The sequence below is a fragment of the Mucilaginibacter celer genome (assembly GCF_003576455.2).
GTDB lineage: Bacteria > Bacteroidota > Bacteroidia > Sphingobacteriales > Sphingobacteriaceae > Mucilaginibacter > Mucilaginibacter celer.
Genome location: NZ_CP032869.1, coordinates 5,115,768 through 5,136,950, shown reverse-complemented (window position 1 = coordinate 5,136,950; position 21,183 = coordinate 5,115,768). Strand labels below are relative to the sequence as shown.

At 44.6% G+C, this 21,183-nt stretch carries 13 protein-coding genes; 4 read left to right on the top strand and 9 right to left on the bottom strand.

Going from position 1 to position 21,183, the window contains the following annotated elements; translation table 11 throughout:
* Positions 1-37: 37 nt before the first annotated feature.
* Positions 38-2,518 (top strand): glutaminase family protein, encoded by a 2,481-nt coding sequence (locus tag HYN43_RS21105; protein ID WP_119405925.1) that lies wholly within the window; start codon positions 38-40, stop codon positions 2,516-2,518.
* A gap of 311 nt (positions 2,519-2,829) precedes the next feature.
* On the opposite strand, the gene HYN43_RS21100 is transcribed toward HYN43_RS21105, so the two are convergent.
* Together HYN43_RS21100 and HYN43_RS21095 are read right to left on the bottom strand one after the other, a co-directional pair.
* Entirely contained in the window at positions 2,830-3,627 is a 798-nt protein-coding gene (locus tag HYN43_RS21100) for a peptidoglycan recognition protein family protein (RefSeq protein WP_119405924.1), read from the bottom strand.
* Entirely contained in the window at positions 3,627-3,938 is a 312-nt protein-coding gene (locus tag HYN43_RS21095) for a hypothetical protein (RefSeq protein WP_119405923.1), read from the bottom strand. Before HYN43_RS21095 ends, HYN43_RS21100 begins: the two co-directional genes overlap by 1 nt.
* Before the next feature lie 254 nt (positions 3,939-4,192).
* Here HYN43_RS21095 and HYN43_RS21090 point away from each other — a divergent pair, with 254 nt between their 5' ends.
* Both HYN43_RS21090 and HYN43_RS21085 read left to right on the top strand, forming a co-directional pair.
* Positions 4,193-7,309 carry an AsmA family protein gene (locus tag HYN43_RS21090; RefSeq protein ID WP_119405922.1) on the top strand — a complete coding sequence of 1,039 codons (3,117 nt, stop codon included), beginning with the start codon at positions 4,193-4,195 and terminating at the stop codon, positions 7,307-7,309.
* A gap of 2 nt (positions 7,310-7,311) precedes the next feature.
* Positions 7,312-8,478, top strand: a complete 1,167-nt coding sequence (locus HYN43_RS21085; RefSeq protein ID WP_245446971.1) for a formylglycine-generating enzyme family protein — start codon at positions 7,312-7,314, stop codon at positions 8,476-8,478.
* Positions 8,479-8,589: 111 nt separating this feature from the next.
* On the opposite strand, the gene HYN43_RS21080 is transcribed toward HYN43_RS21085, so the two are convergent.
* Together HYN43_RS21080 and HYN43_RS21075 are read right to left on the bottom strand one after the other, a co-directional pair.
* A complete protein-coding gene (locus HYN43_RS21080; RefSeq protein WP_119409059.1) occupies positions 8,590-9,630 on the bottom strand; it encodes an NAD(P)-dependent alcohol dehydrogenase in 1,041 nt (346 codons plus the stop codon).
* 87 nt (positions 9,631-9,717) lie between these two features.
* On the bottom strand, positions 9,718-10,605 hold the full coding sequence (locus HYN43_RS21075; protein WP_119405920.1) for a helix-turn-helix domain-containing protein: 888 nt from the start codon (positions 10,603-10,605) through the stop codon (positions 9,718-9,720).
* Positions 10,606-10,918: 313 nt separating this feature from the next.
* Between HYN43_RS21075 and HYN43_RS21070 the strand changes: the two genes are divergently transcribed.
* Positions 10,919-13,078: a glycoside hydrolase family 3 C-terminal domain-containing protein gene (locus tag HYN43_RS21070; RefSeq protein ID WP_119409058.1), complete on the top strand. Its 2,160-nt coding sequence runs from the start codon at positions 10,919-10,921 to the stop codon at positions 13,076-13,078.
* A 94-nt stretch (positions 13,079-13,172) separates the two neighbouring features.
* On the opposite strand, the gene HYN43_RS21065 is transcribed toward HYN43_RS21070, so the two are convergent.
* The 5 genes from HYN43_RS21065 to HYN43_RS21045 all read right to left on the bottom strand — a co-directional run bounded on the left by HYN43_RS21065 (position 13,173) and on the right by HYN43_RS21045 (position 21,048).
* Positions 13,173-13,976, bottom strand: coding sequence for a 1-acyl-sn-glycerol-3-phosphate acyltransferase (locus HYN43_RS21065; protein WP_119405919.1), 804 nt, complete (start codon positions 13,974-13,976; stop codon positions 13,173-13,175).
* A 117-nt stretch (positions 13,977-14,093) separates the two neighbouring features.
* Complete coding sequence (locus HYN43_RS21060; RefSeq protein WP_119405918.1) at positions 14,094-15,641, bottom strand: RagB/SusD family nutrient uptake outer membrane protein; 1,548 nt, start codon at positions 15,639-15,641, stop codon at positions 14,094-14,096.
* 22 nt (positions 15,642-15,663) lie between these two features.
* The gene (locus HYN43_RS21055) at positions 15,664-18,999 is read right to left on the bottom strand and encodes a TonB-dependent receptor (protein WP_162996570.1); all 3,336 of its coding nucleotides are present in this window, start codon (positions 18,997-18,999) and stop codon (positions 15,664-15,666) included.
* 242 nt (positions 19,000-19,241) lie between these two features.
* The gene (locus HYN43_RS21050; RefSeq protein ID WP_119411193.1) at positions 19,242-20,336 is read right to left on the bottom strand and encodes a FecR family protein; all 1,095 of its coding nucleotides are present in this window, start codon (positions 20,334-20,336) and stop codon (positions 19,242-19,244) included.
* A 118-nt stretch (positions 20,337-20,454) separates the two neighbouring features.
* Complete coding sequence (locus tag HYN43_RS21045; RefSeq protein WP_119411192.1) at positions 20,455-21,048, bottom strand: RNA polymerase sigma factor; 594 nt, start codon at positions 21,046-21,048, stop codon at positions 20,455-20,457.
* Positions 21,049-21,183 lie beyond the last annotated feature (135 nt).

The following is a 21,183-nucleotide window of genomic DNA, read 5'->3' as shown; positions in this document are numbered from 1 at the left end:
TCCCCGTAATAAATTAAATAAAAACAAAACATCGTTTATGAATCGCATTTTCAAAAAAACGTACCTGCTGGTTTCCGGATTGGCGGCATCGTTTATTGCACAAACAGCGTCGGCACAGGATAAGATGCCTTCGTACCCGTTGATTACACACAACACTTATTTCTGTGTTTGGAGTAACACCGATAAGCTGAATGAATCAACCACCAAACACTGGACGGGCAAAGACCAATCCTTATTGGGCTTAATTAAAGTTGATGGCAATTATTACCGTTTTATGGGGGCATCAGCCGTTAATTATAAAACCATTTTAGCCGCTACCGACGAGAAATCATTCAACAGCCAGTACGTAGCGGAGACAGCCCCGGCCGATGATTGGGCAAAACCCGGGTTTAATGATCAAAGCTGGAAAACCGCCACTGCGCCTTTTGGTGACGAGCGTGCCGTTAAAGGCACCGACTGGAGAGGGAAGGATATCTGGATCCGTCGTAAATTTAACATTGCCGAATTACCTAAAGGTAGGCTGATGCTGAAAATCTATCATGATGACGAAGCCGAAGTATACCTGAACGGCCAGCAGATTGCTGCAGAGGGCGGTGCCAATGGCGATTTTGAAACTGTTGCTTTATCTGCCGCTGCTAAATCGAATTTAAAGGTAGGAGAGAACGTTTTGGCTATCCATTGTAAAAATACCGGTGGTGGCTCATTCATTGATGCCGGTTTGACCGAGGAGGTACTGAGCAAAGATGACGAGGCCGTTAAACTGGCCGAACAAACCAACGTTAAAGTTACCGCTACCCAAACGGTATACAACTTTAAAGCAGGTGATGTTAACCTGAAAGTAACTTTCACCTCGCCATTGATCATGAACGATTTGAAATTGTTAACCACGCCTGTATCATACATCACTTACCAGTTAAAATCAACCGATGGTAAAGCACATAATGTTGAGATTTACCAGGGTGTATCAAGCAACCTTGCTGTAAACACCCCGGCGCAGGAGGTTGCTGCTTCAAGGTACAGCGCCAACGGGCTTAAACTGTTAAAAGTTGGTACTGTTGAACAACCTGTTTTGCAGAAAAAAGGCGATAACGTACGTATTGACTGGGGGTACGCTTATGTTTCTTCATCAACCGGGGGCGCTAAACAATATATCACTCCCGAGGCTGATGCCGTATCATCATTTGTAGGCGGCAAAAGCGGCGAAGCTTCGGCTACCGGCAAGCAACTGATGTTGAGCACCGTAGTACCATTTGGCAAAGTAACCGCTACGCCTGTATCTAAATTTATTTCGGTTGGATATGATGATATCTATGCTATCCAGTACTTCAAAACCAATTTAAGGCCTTGGTGGAGGAATACCCCGGGTGCCACTATTGAAGGTGTGTTGAGCGATGCTACCAAAGGTTATGCTAAAGTGTTAGGCGCCTGTGCCAAAACAGATGCTAAGATCTGGGCCGATGCAGTAAAAGCAGGCGGCGAAAAATATGCTAAACTTTGTGTTATGGCCTATCGCCAAAGTATTGCTGCTCACCACGTAGTAAAAAGCCCGCAGGGTGAATTGTTGTTCTTATCTAAAGAGAATTTCAGCAATGGCTCCATCAATACCGTGGATATTACCTATCCATCGGCACCTATGTACCTGCTTTACAATCCCGAGTTGTTAAAAGGGATGATGAACGGGATCTTCTACTTCAGCGAAAGCGGAAAATGGGCTAAACCATACTCATCGCACGATTTGGGTACCTACCCATTGGCCAACGGTCAAACTTACGGCGAAGATATGCCGGTTGAAGAAAGCGGTAACATGATCATCCTGGCTTATGCCTTAGCTAAAGTTGAAGGCAATGCCGGCTACGCCAAAAAACACTGGCAAACCTTAACCACCTGGACTGATTACCTGGCACAGGCCGGTTTTGATCCGGGTAACCAGTTGTGTACTGATGATTTTGCCGGTCACCTGGCGCATAATGCCAACTTATCGGTTAAAGCCATTGTAGCTATTGACGCCTACGGCGAATTAGCAGGAATGTTGGGCGATGCCGCAACTGCTAAAAAGTACAAGAACATGGCTAAGGATATGGCCAAAAAATGGCAGGATAAAGCTGATGCAGGCGATCACTACGGTTTAGTGTTTGACAGCAAAGATACCTGGAGCCAGAAGTATAACATGGTTTGGGATAAAGTATTAGGTCTAAACCTGTTTCCGCAAAAAGTGTATGATAAGGAATTTAAATTTTATGTAGCGCACCAAAAAGAGTTTGGTTTGCCGCTGGATAGCCGCAAAACCTACACCAAAAGCGACTGGATACTGTGGACCGCCGCCATGGCCGACAACAAAGCCGATTTTAACGCCCTGGTAGCCCCGGTTTACAAATTTGCAACCGAAACATCATCACGCGTACCACTAAGTGACTGGCACGAAACTACCAATGGTAAAATGGTAGGTTTCCAGGCCCGTAGTGTTATTGGCGGGTACTATATGAAGACTTTGAGGGATAAGCTGTCCGCTAAGAAGTAAGCAGGTTTAATTGATTTAAAAAAAAAGGGAGGTTTGCGCAGCAAACCCTCCCTTTTTTTTAAAGAGATAAGAGAAACTGGTTGAAGTTTAGCGACAGCGTAACTTCGACCTAAACTGTAGGAAGCATTCTGCTTCCGTTGCAGGTTGATCGGGATAATATCGAAAAATTCTGTTTTCAAAGTTAAGCTGAAAGCTTAACACAGTTTAGGTCGAAGTTACGCTGCGCTAAACTTCGACCAGTAAACAGAAAAAGGGGAGTTTGCATAGCAAACTCCCCTTTTTAAAGTGATTGGGTTAGATTGTGAAAATATCTATGCAACAGAATCAAGAATCTGCCAGCTTTTAGGCCCGAAAATGCCATCAGGTACCAGGTTATGATTGCGTTGAAATGCTCTTACAGCAGCTTCTGTACCTCCGCCAAATACGCCGTCATCATCTATTTTTAATTTTTGCTGCAGCTGCTTTACAAAAACAGGGTTGTTATTACCTCCCCGGCGAAGCGTTGGCCTTGCGGTTGGCGTAGGTTCTGCTGCGGGGATAGGCTCACGTGCGGGCACATCCCGCGCCAGCAAATCTGCCAAAGCCGCACGGAAAGGCACCATGTCAAAATCAGGATCCGTTTTGCGGTGTGGTGCCCATTCTTTATGTGCAATGCAATTTTTGGCACCTTTGCCTAAATGTTTCAAAATAGCGGCTACACCGCGCTCATAGGCGTCTATTTGTATGGCCGGCCATGGCGAATCGTTTTGTCCGCCGGTATTTTCGGCCTCAATGCCTATAAAATGAGTATTGCCTGCTGTAGTTCCTTCAAAACTACCCGCGCCCGCGTGGTTGGCTTTACCGGCTGCGACAACATAATAAGTGCCGTCGCGCCCCAGACCTAATTGCGCTAAAGGCCCCGAAAGCGGGGTAGGGTCGGTGCGGCCGTGAATGAGTGCGTTAAGTGTTGGCATATTGCGGGTACGGTCGGTATTGCCGGTATGGTGGCATATTATGCCTATAATTTCGCCTACATCGCCCACTCCGCGGGTTTGCCAGCCATCGCATTCTGCAACTTTAAGTCCTGCGCTGCGCAGTACTGTTGGTAACCAGGTTAGTGAAAATGCCATTATGCTACCCCTCCTTCGGCTACGGGTAAATCCGCATCTTCTGTTGGTGTGCCCCTGTCTCCTTTTTCGCATGCATCGTCTTCTTCATCTGCTGTAGCAGGGTCGGGATCGGTTACAGACATGCTTTTAAAAGCAGAACCGGTTATTAACACCAGCGCAGTGAAAACAAGCATAAGCAATAAATTGCCCGCCGGAGTGTGTGCCGATTGCCTGATGGAAAAATAAATAATACCGCATGCTATGATAGCAAAGGCGGCAAACCGTGGATAAAGCAACTTATCCGCGTTTCTGAGCAGAAGGTTTTTATACATGCGGTAAAGGTTAAATGTGTTTATAAAGCTACATAGTAAATAGCTCGGTGTCAATCCGTTAAAATACGGTATTAAACTTCGGGTTTTACGCATAAAAGTTGTATGAGTTGGCAGTCGGCCGAGCCCTGATAGAGGCTTAATCCGTCCGGCTACCTAGGCGCGCTACCGTTATAAACTAAACTTCACAATAATTTGACACCCATCTAAAGGCTTTTATCACTATTTTCATCCCTTATTAGCTGTACAGATCTCCTATGCCGCTCCCGATTAAAAAAATAATATTTAAAACGCTTAAAATAGGCGCCATTACTCTTGTTAGTTTACTGTTGTTGATGTTTTTATTGCCGGTACTGTTTCCGCAAACCGTAACCGAAAAAATAAAACAATGGGCGGCGGGTAGTGTAACCAGTAAGCTGTCATTTACAGGCACGCATCTCTCATTTTTTAAAAAGTTCCCTTCGCTTACTTTAACGCTGGATGATTTTGTGCTGAATGGCAGCCAGCCTTTTCAGAACGATACCCTGATTTCGGCTAAGGAGATTTCGCTGGCAATAGATTTATCGTCGGTTTTTAAAAGCAAGATCAATGTAAATAAGATCTACCTTAACCAAGCCCTGATCAATATCCAGGTTGATAGTGCGGGTAAGGCCAACTACAATGTATATAAATCTACAGCGCAAAAACAGGCAGATAAGGCTGATACCGCAAGTGCATCATTAGGCATTGAGCAGATCCTGATAGAGAAAAGTAACCTTGCTTATAACGATCGTTCGCTGCCGATGCAGATAGCTGCACGAAACTTTAACTACAAAGGCAGGGGTGATTTAAGTAAGGATGTGTTTGATCTGTTTAGCCACATCGATGCGGCATCGGTTGATTTTAGCTATGGCGGCAAACCCTACGTATCAAACAAAAAAGTAAATGCCGATCTGGTTACCAGTATCAATACCAAATCATTAGCATTCGCCTTCCAAAAAAATGATCTGCTCATTAACCAGTTGCCGGTTAATTTTAAGGGCCGTTTTGAGTTTTTGAAGGATGGTTATGATATGGATATCAAGATCCGCAGCGATCAGAACGACCTTGGCGATATTTTCACCGCTATCCCTGCCGAATACGCCAAATATGTTGATGATATGGATATCAACGGCAACGGCGTCATCCAGTTAAACCTAACCGGTAAATACATCGCGTCCAAAAACATTATGCCTGATCTGAGTATCAGCGCCAAACTGCGCGATGGCTATATCGCCAATAAAAATACCCCGGCCCCGGTAAAAAATCTTTACCTCAATATGGATGCAAAACTGCCGGGCCTGAACCCCGATAGCCTGAACCTGAATATCGATTCGGTGTATTTTAATATTGGGAAGGATTATTTTGGTTCGGTAATTAAAGTTAGAGGGATCAAATCGCCGTATGTGTACGCCAAAGTAAATACCGAGATAGATCTGGAGCAATGGTACAAAGTGTTTGGTGTTAAACCGTTCCAGTTGAAAGGACGCTATAGCCTACATATGGAAACGGACGGACGGTACACTACAGGTATTAAACGTACCGGTTTAAGAGGGAAGATCGATACCGTGATAACCAGCGTGCCTAAATTTACGGTTCATTCATCCTTCAGGAACGGGTATTTCAAATATACCAAGCTGCCGCAAGCCATCACCAATATCAGCTTTGACCTCAACGCTGCCTGCCCCGATCACAATGTAGCCAATGCTACTATGGATCTGCAAAACCTTAACCTCAACGCCTTAAATAATTATATTAAAGGCTACCTGAAAATGAGTAACAAGGCAGGTGCATTGATAGATGCCGGATTGAACGCCAAATTTACACTGGATGATATTACGCAATTTATCCCTGCAGATAGCATCACGCTGAAAGGCGACCTGAATGCCAACCTGCAAACCAAAGGCCGGTATATCCCTGCCAAAAGGATCTTCCCGGTTACCAACGCGCAGATCAATTTGACCAACGGCTATATCCAAACCAAATACTATCCGCACCCTGTACAAAACATGCAGGTTAATGTGGATATATTTAATAATACCGGATCATTAAAAGGCTTGAAGATCAATATCAAACCTGTATCATTCAATTTTGAAGGGCAACCGTTCCTATTAAAAGCCAACCTGCGCAACTTTGACGATCTGGATTACAGCCTGGCATCGCATGGTAGTTTGGATATCGGCAAGATCTATAAAGTGTTTGCCATTAAAGGTTACGATGTAAAAGGTTTGGTCACTACCAACTTCTCCTTAAAAGGAAAACAGAGCGAAGCCGTTGCAGGGCATTACGATAAGCTGGCTAACTCGGGCAGCATGAAGGTTAAAAACATTAAACTGAGTTCGGAGTTGTTTCCGAAACCATTCTTTATCCGCACAGGCGTTTTCAGCTTTAACCAGGATAAAATGAATTTCGACCAGTTTTTGGCAAACTATGGTAAAAATAAAGTGGTGTTGAACGGAGCGCTATCCAATGTTATCGGCTACGCCACGCAGAAAAATTCGCCGCTAAAAGGCGAGTTCAATTTAACAAGTGATCAAATCACTGCCGATGATTTTATGGCCTTTGCGGGTTCAGCACCATCGGCTAAACCTACCAAATCATCGGGCGTTATCTTAGTGCCTTCCAACCTCGATCTTAATTTCGCCGCCGATGTTAAAAAGGTAAAATACAACGGCCTGGATATTAACGATGCCAAAGGCGCCATGAGCATAACCAACGGGCAGATCATTTTAAAGCAAGCTGGTTTTAGCATGATCGGCGCTCCGGTTGTGATGGATGCCACTTATGGTAGCATTACCCCGCAAAAAGCATTTTTTGATTACCACATCAGCGCTAAGGAGTTTGATATCCAACGTGCTTATAAAGAGATCAAACTTTTCCATGATATGGCTTCATCAGCCGAGCATGTGCAGGGTACGGTTTCTTTAGATTATAAACTGGCCGGTAAGCTTAATGGCGATATGAAACCTATTTATCCATCGTTAAAAGGAGGTGGCGTACTATCGGTTAAGCAGGTTAAAGTTTATGGTTTGAAACTGTTAAGCTCAGTTGGTAAACAAACCGGCCACGATAGTTTAGGCAGGGGCGATGTTAAAAAGGTGGATATCAAAACTACGGTTGCCAATAATATCATCACCATCGAGCGTACTAAAATGCGTATAGCCGGTTTCCGGCCGAGGTTTGAAGGCCAGGTGAGTCTTGATGGTAAACTGAACCTGAAATTCAGGCTGGGCTTGCCACCATTGGGCATTTTTGGTATCCCGATGACCATCACCGGTACACAGGATAAACCGATCATTCACCTGGGCAAAGGCAAAAAAGAAGACGAACTGCAGGAAACCAAGGAGGAGGAATAAATTTGAGTACGGGGAATGGAGTAAAAGAGTTTAAAGTTGCAGTGGCAGCAGGGTTGGTGGCTGCCCTTTTATTGGGATGTAAACAAGCGAACAAAGAAAAACACATAGCCGTTACCGATACCTCAAAAAGTAAGGTGAATTGCGAAACCGGGGTGCCATCACGCTTTCCCGGCTTATCAAATAAAGCGACTAATGCGTTAACGCCCGGAAAAGCCATCAACCACGAAGGTATGGTTTTTATAAAAGGCGGAACCTTTATGATGGGCGGCGATAACCAACAAGCCGAAGCCGATGAATATCCTAAACACAAGGTTACAGTTAACGGTTTTTGGATGGACGTGAACGAGGTTACCAACAACCAATTTGCCCAATTTGTAAAAGCCACCGGCTACGTCACCACTGCCGAAAAGAAACCCGATTGGAACGAACTCAAAAAACAACTGCCGCCCGGCACGCCCCCACCGCCTGATAGTTTGATGGTGGCTGCCTCGCTGGTGTTTAAGCCTGCCAAAAGCAAAATATCCCTTAACGATTACAGCCAATGGTGGGAATGGAAAAAGGGCGCCGACTGGCGACACCCGCACGGCCCCGGCAGCAACATCAACGGAAAAGAAAACTACCCCGTAGTGCAAATTTCCTGGTATGATGCGCAGGCCTACTGCAAATGGGCCGGTAAACGTTTGCCGTACGAAGCCGAATGGGAATGGGCCGCAAGAGGAGGACTTGATAATGCTATTTATCCCTGGGGTAACCAGCCTGTTACCGAGGGCAAAACTAAAACCAATATCTGGGAGGGCGATTTTCCGTATAACAACACCACCCGCGATGTGTATTACTACAGCGCTCCGGTGCGCTCTTTCCAACCCAATGGTTACGGCCTGTATGATATGGCCGGCAACGTTTGGGAATGGTGTTATGATCTGTACCACTACCAATACTACGCTTACTTAAAAGATAACAAGATCAGCAATAACCCGCAGGGCCCCGATAAAAGCTACGATCCGGATGAGCCTAACGCTGCGAAGCGCGTTATCCGCGGTGGTTCGTTTTTATGTAATGATAGCTATTGCTCGGGCTTTAGGGTAGCCCGGAGGATGAAAAGCACGGAGGATAGTGGGTTGGAGCATTTGGGGTTTAGGTGCGTGGCTGATGATAATCAGAAAAAGTAGTTGTACCCGCCACGCAATGACGTAATGGAGAAAACTCATTGGAGGCACATCAAAACAATAATGGCGGTACTTTCCGGTACCGCCTCTATCATTAAAAGTTTAAAAAAAGATTTACAAGGTAGCCATATCAATTACAAACCTGTAACGAACATCGCCACGCTCCATTCTTTCATAACTGGCTGTGATATCTTTAATATCGATCAGCTCAATATCCGATACGATATTATGCTCGGCGCAGAAATCAAGCATTTCCTGAGTTTCGGCAATGCCTCCGATACCAGAACCTGCCATGCTTTTACGGCCGGCCAGTAACGAGAACGGACGGATTGAGTAAGGCTCTGATGGTACACCCACGCCAATCAAGGTACCATTAGTTTTTAACAGCGACAGATACATATCCATATCATGTTTGGCCGATACGGTATCGAGGATAAAATCAAAAGAGCCTTTTACAGCTTCAACCTGTGCCGGATCTGAAGTTACCACAAAATGGTGAGCGCCCAAATCTTTAGCGGCCTGTTCTTTCGAGGCAGAAGTACTTAATACGGTTACTTCGGCACCAAAGGCAACGCCAAATTTAACGCCCATGTGGCCTAAACCACCTAAGCCTAAAATAGCCAGTTTATGGCCTTTGCCAACTTTCCAGTGGCGCAGTGGCGAGTAGGTAGTGATACCTGCGCAAAGTAATGGAGCTGTTGCTGCAAGTGGCAACTTATCTGATACGTGCAGTACAAATTCTTCGCGAACAACAATAGTGCTTGAATAGCCGCCGTAAGTTGGTACACCTTGCCTATCCAGGTTGTTGTAAGTTTGGGTATTACCTTCAAGGCAGTATTGCTCCAGGCCGTCTTTACAGTTTTCACAAACCTGGCACGAATCAACCATACAGCCAACGCCGGCAAGTTCACCTACGCTGAATTTTTTAACATGATCGCCTACTTTAACTATTTTGCCAACAATTTCGTGGCCCGGAACCATCGGGAATACGCCCGGGAACCAGTCGTTTTTAATCTGGTGAAGATCGGAGTGACAAACGCCGCAATACTGGATCTCGATCTGAACATCATGAGGACCAACCTCACGGCGTTCAAAATCCCAGGGCGCAAGATCTGTTTCGGGGCTTTGAGCCGCGTACGCTTTTGCTTGTATCATAGTGTGGATTTTGTGTTTTATGTTTAACAAAGTTATGGTGTAGCGCGGCAAATGCAAATAAAGGTTTCAAAGTAAAAATTATACTTTTCAAAGCGTTTTTCGCAGCGCCAATGGGGTGTGCCCGGTATGTTTTTTGAAAAAGTTGTTAAAGTACGATGCATAATCAAAACCCAGGCTGCCGGCAATATCGGCAATGGTCCAATCGGTATGCGTTAGCAACGACCGGGCTTCGGCCAGTATCCTGTCGTTAATATGTGTGGTTGTAGATTTTCCGGTAACCTCACGTACGGCGGCGTTTAAATGATTAACATGTATGGCCAGTTTATCGGCATAATCGCTGGCTTTTTTAAGCTTGAGTGAAAACTGCCCCGAATCTACCGGGAACTGTTTTTCTAACAGCGTTGAAAATAATTTGGCGATGCGCGATGCCGCGTTTTGCGGATTAAAGTAAGCCATTGCGGGCTGCATTTTTATAGCCTCGTGAATGATGAGGTTAAGCTGGTTACGCATCAAATCGTACTTGTAAATGTAATCTGTTTCAGCTTCTTGCAGCATGCGGGTAAAAATGCTGTACAGGTATGCCGCCTGCTCATCGCTTAAAAAATAAACCGGGGTGCCGCCGGGTTTAAAAAGGCTGAGCTCATCGATGCTTTCCATACGGTTGGCGCCATGCAAAAACTGGTTGGTAAATACGCAAAAATAGCGTTCGCACTCGTCGTGTACATCCTCCCACGAGTAGGGGATCTGCGGATTGGTAAATATCAGGGCCGGCTTATCAATTACAATACCCCGGTTGGCATAAAACAGCCGGGTGTGGCCTTTCATGGATAGGGTTATCTTATAAAAACCACGCCTCATGTAGGCGGTCAAATCACAATTGGCTGTGCAGTTGGTGGCTACCTTAAATTGTGCTTTATCGGTATGAATGTTGTCGAGATAGCCGTTGGTGATGGTTGAAACTTCAATTGCTTCCATTTTTCTAAGTTAAACAAATCAAAGGGAAAACAAGGTTACTGTGGTAAGACGATGAGTGCAGGTTGTAGGATAGTTGTTTTTTGACGGTAGGGTGATGACATGTTCGGCACCTTTAAGCAAAGATGCTTTGCCGTATCGCGATAAACTTTAGTGAGAGTATTTTGAAGAGGCAGATTCGACAGATACCTTTTATGGCTTGGTTCATTAATAATACCTTAGCTTTGTCAATGTTAAAATGTTATCATATTTAAGCAAAAAAACATTACCCCGGCGGTTTAAAAGCCTCTATTTTAGATCGATAAAAACCATAAATATGAAATATATAGCAGCCTGTTTTGCCGCACTTTTTTTGTTTGGCAATGCATCGGCACAAAATAAACAGGAAGCGGCTCTGCAGGCAAAAATCAGCGGCATTATTAAAAAAATGACCCTCGAAGAAAAGATAGCCATGCTGCATGGAAACGCACTTTTTTCATCCGAGGGAGTGAAACGTTTGGGCATCCCCGAGCTTACCTGCGATGACGGCCCGCTGGGTGTACGCGAAGAAATAAAACGCTTCGACTGGGCATCGGCCAACTGGACAACCGATTCGGCTACGTTTTTACCCAACGGATCGGCCATCGCCGCTACCTGGAACCCGGATATGGCCCATAAATACGGCGTTGTTTTGGGCGAAGAATCAAACGCCCGCAAAAAGATAGTGATCCTCTCGCCCGCGTTTAATATTTGCCGGATGCCGCTTAACGGGCGCACTTATGAGTATTATTCGGAAGATCCTTACCTGAATGCGCAGCTGGCCATACAATCGGTAAAAGGGATCCAGAGCCAGCATGTGGCAGCCTGTGTAAAACACTTCGCGGCCAATAACCAGGAAGTTAACCGCGGCACCATCAATACCATTGTTGATGAACGCACCCTGCGCGAAATTTATCTGCCCGCGTTTAAAGCATCAATACAACAAGGCAATGCCTACACTATTATGTCGGCCTATAATAAGATCAACGGGTACTGGTGTTCAGAAAATGATATCCTGCTTAACCAGATCCTGAAAAAGGAGTGGGGCTTTAAAGGGGCGGTAATATCAGATTGGGGCGGCACCCATCATACTGTCGAGGCCGCCAATAATGGCCTGGATATTGAAATGGGATCAAGCGGCCCGTACGATAAATGGTATTTTGCCACACCACTGCTTGAAGCGGTGAAGGCTGGCAAGGTATCCGAAAAAACAATTAACGATAAAGTGAGCCGCATTTTATGGGTGATGTTCCATACCTCGATGAGTACTAATCACCCGGCGGGTTCGATAGGCACACCGGCGCATGGCAAGGCTGTGTATGATATTGCCGCCGAATCAATCGTGTTGTTGAACAATGAAGATCATCTGCTGCCGCTAAAAACCAGCAAGGTAAAAAGCATCGCTGTAATAGGCGATAATGCTACCCGCACCTTTGCTTCGGGTGGTTTTGGCGCGGGTGTTAAAGCTAAATATGAGATTACTGCCTTGGCAGGTATCAAAGCCCGTTTTGGCAAAACTGCCGATATCAAATTTGCGCAGGGTTATAAAGCAAATTACAAAGCAGGCAATACCGATGCGCAGAATGCCGGTTATGATAAGCCTGATCAGTCTTTAATAGATGAGGCTGTAACCACAGCAAAAAGCAGTGAAGTAGCTATACTTTGCATAGGCGCTAACCGCGAATACGAAAGTGAAGGCCACGACCGTAAAACGTTGGAGCTGCCTTTTGGCGAAATGGCATTGGTTAAAGCGGTAACCGCCGCTAATCCAAACACCATTATTGTGGTAATGGCCGGTGCGCCTTATGATTTAAACGATATTAAAAAACTGAACCATACCATTGTATGGTCGTGGTTTAATGGTTCGGAAGCAGGTAATGCTTTGGCCGATGTTTTGGCTGGGGTTATCAATCCATCAGGAAAATTACCATTTACTTTTCCCGCATCGCTGCATGATTCACCTGCTTTTGCGCTGAATACTTACCCAGGCGAAAATCAAACCACCGAATATAAAGAAGGGATATTGGTAGGCTACCGCTGGTATGATACCAAAAAGATTGATCCGCTGTATTGCTTTGGTTATGGGCTTTCCTATACCTCGTTTGCTTACTCGGGGTTGGCAACGGATAAAAAGGTTTATGCTCCGGGCGGTAAGATCGGCATCTCGTTAAAGTTGAAAAATACAGGTGCTGTGGCCGGTAAAGAAACCGTGCAGTTTTATGTAAGTAAGGTAGGATCATCAGTTTCGAGGGCTGAAAAAGAGTTGAAAGCGTTCAGGAAAATAATGGTTGCACCGGGTAAAACCAATGCGCTGGCATTGAACATCAATGTAAATGACCTTGCTTATTTTAATGCCGAACAGCATAAGTGGGTAGTTGAACCGGGTGAGTATAAACTGCTGGCTGCTTCATCATCAAAGGATATTAAAGAGGTTGTGAGTTTTAGGGTTGGGAAATAGAGTCTCGCTAAGTTCTCTACTGCCCGGAAACTTCTGATGGCTAATTAACGAACAAAGGCCCGTTGCTTATAACGGGCCTTTGTTCGTTTTACAATTATTCTGCCAGCGCGTAAGTTATATTTCGCAAATCGGTTAAACCGTTTGAAGATTCGTTTGCTGTAGCTCCGGACTTTGTCGGTAAAATAGCTTTGCCTATACAAACCCGCAATTCTAACCCTTTTTTATTGAAAAGCTGTGCCGGCAGCATAGCCGTTTGTAAGCCCGGGTGGATATGCCGCAACAAGCCGAATGCTAAACCATTATCGCCATGAAAGTAAATGGGTATAACCGGTACGGCGGCTTTGGTTATCAGTTTGCCTACCACGGGGTGCCAATCCCTGTCGGTTATTTTGAACCTGTTAAAATCGTATGCGGAAACCTCTCCGGCCGGAAATATCGCCACCGGTACACCTTCCTTAAGTTTGGCCATGGTTAACTTAAGTCCTGTAATACTTGAGCTATCTTTAATTTTTTCGAAAGGGTTTACCGCGATAATATACTCAGCAAGGTTAGGCACTTTTTTTAGCAGGAAATTCCCCATAAAAAGTGTATCCGGCCGTTTGCTTACTAATAAAATAAGGAGCGCCAGGGATTCTATGCCACCATAAGGGTGGTTGCATACGGCTATAAACGGCCCACTTTCAGGGATGTTTGCCAGTTGCTGCTCATCAACCTTGATATGGATGCCCAAAAAATCGAGCACGAACTTGCAAAATTCCACACCTTCCAAATCTCCGGCCTGGCGCATCATCTCGTTAAAAGTATCAATTTTCATTAGCTTCATTAACAGTGAAGCCAGTTTGGGGTAGGGAGATGTGCCGGTTGCCCGTGCAAAATCCTCAGGGGAGATTAACGCCATTCTGTAAAGATACCCTTTCAATATAAAGTGCAGCCCCTATTGCTGTTAAGCTTTCAATATAAATAACAAGGCCCTAAGCAAACGCTTAAGGCCTTGTATTTGATGGTGATACTCAAATTAATTATTGGTATATCCCGGATTCTGATCTTCCGGACCGATATCATCATTCTGCTTAATTTCCTGCAGCGGGATGGGGTAGCGGTTATGGTATTGCTGTATGGTACCCGATTGTTTGGTCCACTTGTTACGGGCCTTAACCAGATCAACCAGTTTGCCCGAGCGGATCAGATCCATCCTTCTCCAGCCTTCAAAGCATAGTTCGCGCATGCGCTCATCAAGCATTTTGGTGCGGAACTCATCGGCACCCATGCCATTGTTCCAGCGTTTATCTACAGGTAATGTACCTCCCCAGGCCCTTTTACGGATCTGGTTGTTCACAATATCAACAGCCTGCGATGTTGCGCCGGTTTCGTTAAGCGTTTCGGCATAGCAAAGCAGGATATCCGCATAGCGTAAAAAGAAGATGTCTTTACCCGAGAGCCAGAAGCTTAGTGTGCCATCGGTACGGATGTCCTCATATTTTTTAACATGCGGATCAAGCTCATCGCCGCCAAAGGTTGGGTTAAGTACCGGGGTTTTGCCTTTGTACTTAAAATCGTAGCGGATGCTTTCGCCTTTCCGCACATCGCCATCCTCCCACAAACCACCGGCGCTTACATCCGAGTAGCAGTATTGCGTAGGTACCATCAAATCGTAACCGCCAAAGTAGCAGTACTGATCGATATCGGCCAGCGAGCGGGAGCCCATTTGCCATTGGCACTGGTTATTATCCGGGTATACGTTGTTAAATTGAAACTCGTAGATCGATTCGGTGCTGTTGGCATGGTTTGGATCCCACAAATCGGCATAGTTGGCAACAAGCGCGTATTTACCGCTATTAACCACCTGCTCAAAATATGATTTGGCTTTAGCAAAATCACGCACGTTTGCCGCTGCCGGGGCATACAGGTAAACTTTACCAAGTAAGGCAAGGGCCGCGCCTTTGGTTGCACGGCGTTTATCGGTTTGGGTTTCGGGCAGATATTTTACCGCGGTTTCCAGATCATTAATAATAAACTGGTAAACCAATGGCAATGGCTGGCGTTTGGTGCCATATTCCTGAAATTTAGCCTGGTCAATGATCGGGATCTCGCCCCAATATTGCGAAATTTCGAAAGTGAGGGCGGCACGGATAAAGCTCGATTCGCCTAACAGGAGGTTTTTCCTGGTGCCTTCTTCTTTATTCAGTCCCAAAGCATAAACCGCTTTTGCTGCTGCCGAAATAACGGGCCAACGGTTGTTCCATTGCTCGGCCAGGGCGGTGTTGCTTGGCGCTAAAAAGCCGTTGTAACGATCAAGGCCGGCCTGGCGGTCGTCGGTTTTAACCTGGTAGGCGCCCTGTTGGGCTTCGTCGCTGCCGAGGGTAAACATAAAGCCGCCGCGATCTTTTTTAACGTTACGCCAGCTGGTGTATAAACCCAGTACAAGGGGTTCGATATTATCGAGCTTCGAAAAAACCTGCTCTTCGGTAAGCGCTGTTTGCGGCTCCTGGATCACAAATTTTTTGCACGATGGTGATACCGCTATAACAAAAGCAAACAGTATCAAAATATATTTTCTTTTCATTTTGGGTAATGATTAAATCGTATTAAAAACCAACGTTAACACCTGCAACTATCATTTTCTGCATCGGGTAACCGTCGCCGCCTTCCGGATCGTAACCTTTGTATTTGGTTATGGTGAACAGGTTGCTGCCGGTTAAATAAACCCTGAAGTTGCTTAATCTTGCTTTTTTCATAAAGCCCTGGTTAAAGCTATAAGCCAGCGTTAAGGCCGATAACCTGAGGTAAGATGAATTTTGAACAGCGTAGTCGGTTTCGCCAACGCCGTAGCGGCCGGTGCCCTGGTATGCACGTGGTATGTTGCTGCCGGTGTTGGTTGGTGTCCAGCGGTTAAGTTCGTCGGTAACGCCAGCGTATTCGCCGGTGCCGTTCAATAAACCTTCATATAAACCGCTGATTTTTTTGCCACCGGTGCTGTAGGTAAATACGCCGTTAAGCGACAGGTTTTTATAAGTTAAATTGGTTGAGAAACCGCCATAAAATTTAGGATCGGTATTGCCAACAACAATCCTGTCGGCATCGTCAATCTTTTTATCGCCGTTAACATCAACAGGGATAATATCGCCCGGACGGATAGTGCGGCCGCCGTAATCAATACCTTTAATAGCATCCATATCGCTTTGCTGGGCTATCTTCTCAAACTTATAAGTGTAGATAGAGTTGAGTGATTTGCCTAAAAAGAGGTTGCCTTCGCGCTGGATATCAACACCCGTAAAACCGCCGTAATTGTAAATAGCATCAACATTGCCATACAGCTTGGTGATTTTGTTACGATATGAAGAGATATTGGCGCTCACATCCCACTGAAAATCTTTAGTGTTCAGCACGTGGGCGTTAACTGCAACCTCAAAGCCTTTATTAAGCAAAGCGCCAACGTTATCAACCGTATTGTTAAAGCCCGATGTGGTAGATAAGCTACGCTGCATTAACAAATCGTTATTGTGGATGATAAAGTAATCGGCAGTGATGTTGAGTTTGTTGTTCAGGATACCCAGGTCAACACCTACGTTTAGTTGTTTTTGTTTTTCCCAGCGAAGGTTAGGGTTACCTAAACGGCCGTCAGATACATAAGTAACCGTGCCGTTGGTAAACACCGGGCGGTATAATGAACGGTAGGCGAAGTTTGGTATATTCTGGTTACCGGCAATACCGTAACCTGCACGTAGTTTCAGGTTATCGATATGGCTATCCTTCATAAAATCTTCGCGGGCTACGTTCCATGCCAGGGCAAGCGACGGGAATAAACCCCATTTATTACCATTGCCAAAACGCGACGAGCCATCATACCTGCCGGTTAGGGTGGCAAAGTACTTATTGTCGTAATTGTAATTGGCGCGGGCTATGTAGCTTACCAATGTATTGGTATAAAAATCCGACTGTAGCACAAATTTGTCTTTCAAATAGGCGCCGCCAAGATATTTGTATGAAAAATCATCTGTTGCAAAACCCCAGGCATCTACCTGGTCGTAATCGTAGCTGTTGTGTGTTAAGCCAAAGCTTACCAAACCCGAAAAATTGTTTTTTCCAAAGCTTTTATCGTACGATACCGAGTTGTCCCACTGCCAGTTAAGCCAGTTTTCTTTTTTTTGCGTAGCACTGCCGTTGGTTGAGTTACGGAGCGACTGGCCCAGATCTTTAGGCACATAATTAAAATAATTCTGGTTCCGTACATCAACCGAAAAACCGCTGCGGATATTTAAGCCGCTAATTGGGTTTACCACTAAATAGTTGGTGGTAAGCAAACGGTTTTGGTTGCCTTTGCCGTCGATGCGTAAACTGCGCAAAGGGTTGTACAAATCCGGGCTTTTGATGCCTTTCCAGCTTAAGTATACCGTGGTATCATTGATAGGTAACAACGGGTTTGCGTTAGCCGCTATGTTGAACACGCCGCCATCAATGTACGATTCTTCGGTGCGGGCAAACGTAGTGTTGGTGCCAATTTTTAACCAGGGTTTTATTTTTTGGTCGAGGTTAATTTTGCCGCCGTAACGTTTATAATCGGATGTTTTTAACAAACCTTTCTGATCGGTATAGTTAAAACTCACATAAACCGACGAACCATCTGTTGTGCTTTTTGAAAAGCTGATGGTATGGTTTTGCTGTACACCATGTTGTTTAATTTTGCTTAACCAGTTGTAGGTTTGCCCTGCATTGTATGTCTGCAATTCATCGGCACCAAAAGCAGGTGAGCCTGGCGACAATAATGTTTTAATATAAGCGGCCCTATCCGCATTCGGGTTATCATCCATATAACGGTTGGCATAGGCATCAACCCTTAAATCAACAATCTGGCTGGCATTAAGGTAGTTTACATTGCGCGCAAATGATTGGATACCAACCCAGGCATTGTAATCAACTTTGCCTTCACCGCCTTTGCCTTTTTTAGTGGTGATCAGCACTACGCCGTTTGCACCACGGGCACCGTATAGGGCTGTGGCCGATGCATCTTTCAATATATCAACGCTGGCAACATCATCGGGGTTAATGGAGTTAAAACCATCTTCAATCACCAAGCCATCAACCACATAAATAGGGTTCGATCCATATTGAATAGAGTTATTACCACGTACTTTGATAGATACCGAACCACCCGGACGCGGATCGGTATTTTGGATCAGTACACCGGTTACGCGGCCCTGAATGGCCTGGTTAATATTGGTTACCGGCAACTCCTTCAGCGTTTTTTCGTTCACACTGCCTACCGAGCCAGTCAGGTCGCCTTTTTTAACAACCGCGCCTACCACCACCACTTCGGTAAGGTTATTGTTTGATGGTACCAGGGCAATGTTCATAGCACTTTCTTTGGCAGGTACCTCCTGCGTATCAAAGCCCACTGCCGAAATTACCAATACAGTGCCAGGAGCCACATTCAGACTAAAAGAGCCATTAATATCGGTTACTGTGCCGGTTTTAGTGCCCTTAATAGTTACCGAAACTCCCGGCACCGGCAGCCCTTTTTCGTCAACAACCTTACCTGTAACAGGTGCCTGGGTCATATCCAGGTCGTTAAGCTTGTTAACTGTTAATGATGGCAAACCTGCATTGATATTCCTGATCACGATTACATTGCCCGATACTTCGAACGAAAGGTTTAGCGGCGTAAACAGATCAGTAAGTACGCTGCCCAATGTTTTTTGATTATATGAGGCATTTACCTTTTGGTTACCATTAATCAGATCAGGACTGTACACGAAATTAATGTGATACTGCTGCTCCAGTTTTTTGATCACTGTTTTAAGGGCAGTATTGCTTTCGCTTACTGATATTTTGGTATCAAGAACAGCCTGTGCTTTGCTTTCTTTAGCAAGGGCGCTTCCTAATAATGAGAGACTTATAGTTAACTGTAAAAATGTGATCTTCATTATTTTTACGAGTATAGGTTTATATTTCATAGATTTGGTTAGAGTTAATAATTCGTTAATAACTTGACAAAAAAAGCCCCGGCTCAACCTTTGCAAGAGGTTACAGTAAAATGGCTATCAAACATTTTGGGGCTAAACTTTTAAACCGGTGGTACCGCAAATACTGCCGGTTTATTTTTAGGGCTGTTTTTCTTTATGTAATCATTCTGGTCATTTAAATCATAATTTGGTTAAAGGGTTAATTAATTGGCAGTGTTATGGTTAAGGTTTTGTGTGGTTATAATAATACGCCCATCAATAAACTGGCACGACGTATTGATAGCCCTGCATATCAGTTTAACTTTCTCATCAAGCGGCATACCCGAAAGTGATGCCGATAGGTGGATATTGCCGAGTGTAGCCCTGTCATACTCGATGTTTACATCGTAGGCTTTATCTATTTTATCGATAATATCGGCAAGGGTGGCGTTATCAAAGGTAAACTCCTTTGGGGCAACCGGGGTGGATAATATCAGTGGTACAGGTAACGATTCTTTTTTTACCCTGCTCAGTTTAACGGTATAAGTTGCTGTTTGGTTGGGTAAAAGGGTTACGTTGCTTTTGGTGCCGGTGTTTTTTTCGTGCTGATTGTAAACCATTACCTTGCCGGTATTTACAATCACTTTAAATTCTTTATCGATACTGAACGACCTAACCGTAAAGCTGGTGCCCAAAACTCTCACCACCATATCGTGACTGTGAACCAGGAAAGGCATTTCAGGGTTTTTATGGATCTCGAAAAATGCCTCCCCTTCTAAAAATGCCTCGCGGCCAGCTTTAAATGATCTTGGATATTTAATACCCGAACCAGGTTTTAAAACCGCCAAACTACCATCTGCCATTTGCACCAGTTTTGATTGGGTGGTGTTGTTTACCACATTTACCAACTCGTTTAATTGATTATCGGTTTGCCCGGTAAATGCCTGGTTATTGCGCGTTTTTAAAAATATAATGCCGATAGTAACAAAAACTGCTAAAACAGCCGCTATCCTGAACCATTGGGTTTGATAAAATTTTAACGACCTAATAATAGCCTCCCTCCCACCATTCTGAAGGCGGTTTTGCACGTTAGCTGCAATGCCATCCACTTCATCATCAGTTAAACCGGGTTCAATTAGTTTAACGGAGATAGCCATGATGATTTGCCTGGCACTTTCTGCTACTTTTTGTTTATCCGGGTTGTTGGTAAGCCACTCGCTCCAGAACTTATTTTGTTCGGCGGTACCTTGCTGAACCCAGTTTATAAAAAAGTCGTCGTGTAAAAAATCTTCAACTTCGTAATCGGTATAATTAGCCACTGAAACTGATATAATTGGTCTATAATTAGATATATTCCGGATTGGCAAAAAATTACCCTTCTAAACACAAGAAATTTTGTGTTTTTTATTTAAGCTGTTGATTTATAGAAAGATAATTTTAAATAATGTGCTTAGAGAAAAGTGTAATAAGAATAAGCCATTCTGAGCGGAAGCTTTTATAGGCCTTTTGCAGCAGGTTATGAACCGATTGCTTGCTGAGATCCATAATCTGCGAGATGTTATCAAAATCAAGTCCTTCATAAAAACGGAGGTACATGATTTCGCGCTGCCGGTTGGGGAGGGCATTAAGCACCTGTTGTATGCGGGTTGACAGCTCAATGGTTTCTAAATCGGCTATCATTTTGGTTTCGATGTTAAACTCAACTACAAATTCGTAATTATCATCAAGCTGCTCGCCGCGGTTCCATTTGGCTTGCTCCCGGAAAATGCGTAATCGTAAAGCTTTAAACAGGTAGTATTTAACGGCAGGGGTTGAACTGATTTTAAGGCGGCGGTTCCAAAGTTCCAGGAAAACATCCTGGATACAATCTTTTAAAAAATCCTTATCCTGGCAAATCCGGAATCCGTAATTGAACAAGGTTTTGGAGTACATTTTCATGAGCTGTGTATAAGCCGCTTCATCACCGGCCCTGAACAAATCCCACAAAGCAGAATCGTCGGGCCTAATTAATCGGTTATTGTCGTTACTCATTAGTTGTACTACGCGCTGTATCCTTAAACGTTGCGTACAGTTAAACGCAACATATTAAAGGTGAATTAAAACAAAGGTATTTAAAAGATTAAAAAGTGCGGTGTTTATCACTAATGGCTTTAAAAAATGTTACAA